2 protein-coding genes are annotated in these 3764 nt (G+C 68.9%); both read left to right on the forward strand.

Features of this window, described 5'->3' with window-relative positions:
* Positions 1 to 156 precede the first annotated feature (156 nt).
* Positions 157 to 1065 carry a PP-loop family protein gene (locus DESPIG_RS08105; protein ID WP_040369716.1) on the forward strand — a complete coding sequence of 303 codons (909 nt, stop codon included), beginning with the start codon at positions 157 to 159 and terminating at the stop codon, positions 1063 to 1065.
* A 360-nt stretch (positions 1066 to 1425) separates the two neighbouring features.
* On the forward strand, positions 1426 to 3764 hold a 2339-nt coding region (locus DESPIG_RS08110; RefSeq protein ID WP_006007305.1), incomplete at its 3' end, for a DEAD/DEAH box helicase.

Below are 3764 nucleotides of genomic sequence, written 5' to 3' on the forward strand. Positions count from 1 at the left end.
TCCCTCCCCCATATATTTCTCCCGCCGGCCGTCGTCTGGACGGCGGGCGGGATGTTTTTTATACAGGAAAGGCCCCGTGCGGGCTTTTTTCCTGTTTTTGCCAAGACATGCCGCCGGAGCACGCCGGGGCATCCACTCTTTCCAAGGAAGACGCCATTGAAATGCAAGATCTGCAAGGCGACGGCCGTGGTGGCCCTGCGCAGCCACAACGCCGCCTTCTGCCCCGACTGTTACCTCAAGTTCTTTGCCCGTCAGGTGGAAAAGGGCATCGAAGGCCAAAAGCTCTTCACCCGTGACGAACGCATCCTGGTGGCCCTTTCGGGCGGCAAGGATTCGCTGGCCCTGATGCTGGAGCTTTCCCGGCAGGGCTATGACGTCACCGGCCTGCACATCGACCTGGGCATCCCGGAATCCTCGCCCGTGGCCCGCGGCGTGGTGGAACGCTTTTGCGCCAAGCACGGCCTGAAGCTCATGGTCAAGGAACTGGCCGCCGAAGGCCTGGCCATCCCGCTGGTCAAGGAGCGCCTCAACCGTCCCGTCTGCTCGGCCTGCGGCAAGATCAAACGGCATTTCTTCAACAAGGTGGCCCTGGACGAGGGTTTCGACGCCCTGGCCACGGGCCACAACCTGGACGACGAGGTGGCGCGCCTGTTCAGCAACACCCTGCGCTGGGACACGGCCTATCTTTCGGACCAGGGCCCGCGCCTGGACGGCGAAGACGGCTTTGCCCGTAAGGTCAAGCCCCTGTGGCGCCTGTCGGAATTCGAGACCGCCAACTACGCCTTCCTCATGGGCATCGAGCATCACTACGCGCCTTGCCCCTACAGCCCCGGCGCCAGCTTCAGCACGCTCAAGGCCCTGCTGCAGCGTCTGGAAGCGGCCATGCCCGGCCGCAAGCTGGACTTCTATCAGGGCTTTCTGGCCCGCGCCCGGCCGGTGTTCGCCCGCCGCGAGGCCGAGGAGGGCGTGGAACTGGCGCCCTGCACCAGCTGCGGCTATCCCACCTCGTCCGGCGATATGTGCGGCGTGTGCCGTATCCGTGAAGCCCTCAAGGACAGTAAGTAGCCTTGGTTGCCCAAGACAGATCATGGCGGGGAGGGGCGGCGCCCCTCCCTGTTGCCGCTTCCTTCCCCGGCCTGATGCCGCTGCGGCCCTGCAAGGCCGGAAGACCGCCCCAAAAGGCACGGCCCCATGCCTGCCGTCCCGAAGCCGCACGGACAGGCTGCGGACAGGAGACAGCCCGGCGCGCTGACCGGGAGCATCCTTTCTTCCTGCCCGGAGGATGGTTCCGGACACGGCCTGCCGGAGAGGCGCCCGAGGGACCCGGAGGGGCTTTCGTGTCTTCCCGGAGGGGAACACGCCCTGTCCGTTTTGGAGCGGCAGCTGGTGCGGCGGCCGGGGCCATGATCGCAAGGGAGGCCCGTCATGGGCGTCGCTGAATATGTCCGGGCCCTGCTGGCTTCGGACAAGCTGGGGCCGCAGGTACGGCACCACCGCTGCGAGCCCGCGCGTGCGGCCGTATACGCGGAAAGCCGCCTGCCCTGGCCCGCGGCCATCCGGCGCACGCTGGAGGAACGCGGCCTGAGCGGCCTTTACAGCCATCAGGCCCTGGCCACGGACCACATCCGCGCCGGGTATTCCGTGGTGGTGGCCACGCCCACGGCCAGCGGCAAGAGCCTGATCTACAACCTGCCCGTGCTGGAACGCCATCTGCGCGACAGCGAGGCCCGCGCCCTCTATCTTTTCCCGCTCAAGGCCCTGGCCCAGGACCAGCTGGCCGGGCTGCAGCGCCTGGTCGCCGGCTGGCCCGAGGAGGCCCGGCCCACGGCCGCCCTTTACGACGGCGACACCAGCGACCACTTCCGGCGCAAGATCCGCCGCGACCCGCCCACGGTGCTCATCAGCAATCCCGAGATGCTGCATCTGGCCCTGCTGCCGCACCATGAGCAGTGGGCCCCCTTCCTGGCCGGGCTTTCCCACATCGTGGTGGACGAGGCCCACACCTATCGCGGCGTGTTCGGCGCGCATATGGCGGGCGTGTTCCGCCGCCTCAACCGGCTGGCCGCCCATTACGGCGCCACGCCGTCCTATGTGTTCTGCACGGCCACGGTGGGCAATCCCGGCGAGCTGGCCGCGTCGCTCTCCGGCCTCGATCTGCTGCCCGGGCGCCAGCCGCCCGTGGTGGTGGACCAGTCCGGCGCGCCGCAGGGCGCACGGCATTATGTCTTCCTCGATCCCGACCAGAGCCCGGCCACGGCGGCCATCGATCTGTTGCGGGCCGCGCTGGCGCGCAAGCTGCGCACCATCGTCTATTGCCGTTCCCGCCGCATGACCGAGCTGGTCAGCCTGTGGGCCGGGAGCCTTTCCGGGCCGTGGGCGGGCCGCATCTCCGCCTATCGCGCGGGATTCCTGCCCGAGGAACGCCGCCAGATCGAGGCCCGCATGGCTTCGGGCGAGCTGCTGGCCGTGGTCAGCACCAGCGCCCTGGAACTGGGCATCGACATCGGCGGGCTGGATGTCTGCATCCTGGTGGGCTATCCGGGCACCATCATGTCCACCCTGCAACGGGGCGGGCGCGTGGGCCGGGCACAGCAGGAATCGGCCGTGGTGCTGGTGGCGGGCGAGGACGCGCTGGACCAGTATTTCATGAGCCATCCCGAAGACTTTTTCAGCCGTCCGGCGGAAAAGGCCGTGGTCAATCCCTGGAACGAGGTCATCCTGGCCCGGCATCTGGAATGCGCGGCCGCCGAGCTGCCCCTGTCCGCCCGTGATCCCTGGCTGGCCCCGGCCCCGGCGCAGGAGGCCCTGCGCGCCCTGGCGGGCCAGGGGCGTTTGCTGCTTTCCGCCGACGGCAGCCAGTGGCTGGCCGCCCGCAAGCGGCCGCAGCGGCTGGTGGATCTGCGTGGGACGGGCCGGAGCTTCGTCATCGAGGACAGCGAGGGCACGGTCATCGGCTCCGTGGACGGCTTCCGGGCCTGGCGCGAGACGCATGTGGGCGCGGTCTATCTGCACCGGGGCCGCAGCTATGTCATCGAGGAGATGGACCCGGCAGAAGGCCGGGTGCGGGCCCGTCAGGCCAAAGTGGACTGGTTCACGCGGGTGCGCGGCCACAAGAGCACGGACATCCTCGAAGAGCTGGAACGCCGCCCCCTGGGGCGCGGCGTGGTCTGCCGGGGGCGGCTGCGCATCATCGACACCATCACCGGCTACGAGAAGCGCAGCACGCGCGACAACCGTCTGCTGACCATCGTGCCGCTGGAAGCGCCGCCGCAGATCTTCGAGACCGAGGGCCTGTGGTACGTCATCCCCGAGAGCTGCCGCCAGCGTCTGGAAGAGGATTTCGTGCACTTCATGGGCTCCATCCATGCCTGCGAGCATACGGCCATCGGCATGTTGCCCCTGCTGGTCATGGCCGACCGCAACGACTTCGGCGGCATCTCCATCCCGCTCCATCCCCAGACCGGCCTGGCCTGTGTCTTCATCTATGACGGCCTGCCCGGCGGCGCGGGCCTGACGCGTCAGGCCTTCGGCCATGCCCGCGAGCTGCTGGAGGTCTGCGCGGCGGTCATCGAGGCCTGTCCCTGCGAGGACGGCTGTCCCTCCTGCGTGCATTCGCCCAAGTGCGGCTCGGGCAACAGGCCCATCAGCAAGGCCGGGGCCCTGCGCCTGATCCGTGACCTGCTGGCGCCCGGTGCGGATGCCGAGGGCGAGGCCCTGTGCGCCGACCTGCGCATCAGCCCGCCGCCGGAACTGCTGCCGCCCCG

It is taken from the genome of Desulfovibrio piger ATCC 29098, assembly GCF_000156375.1.
GTDB classification, from domain to species: domain Bacteria; phylum Desulfobacterota; class Desulfovibrionia; order Desulfovibrionales; family Desulfovibrionaceae; genus Desulfovibrio; species Desulfovibrio piger.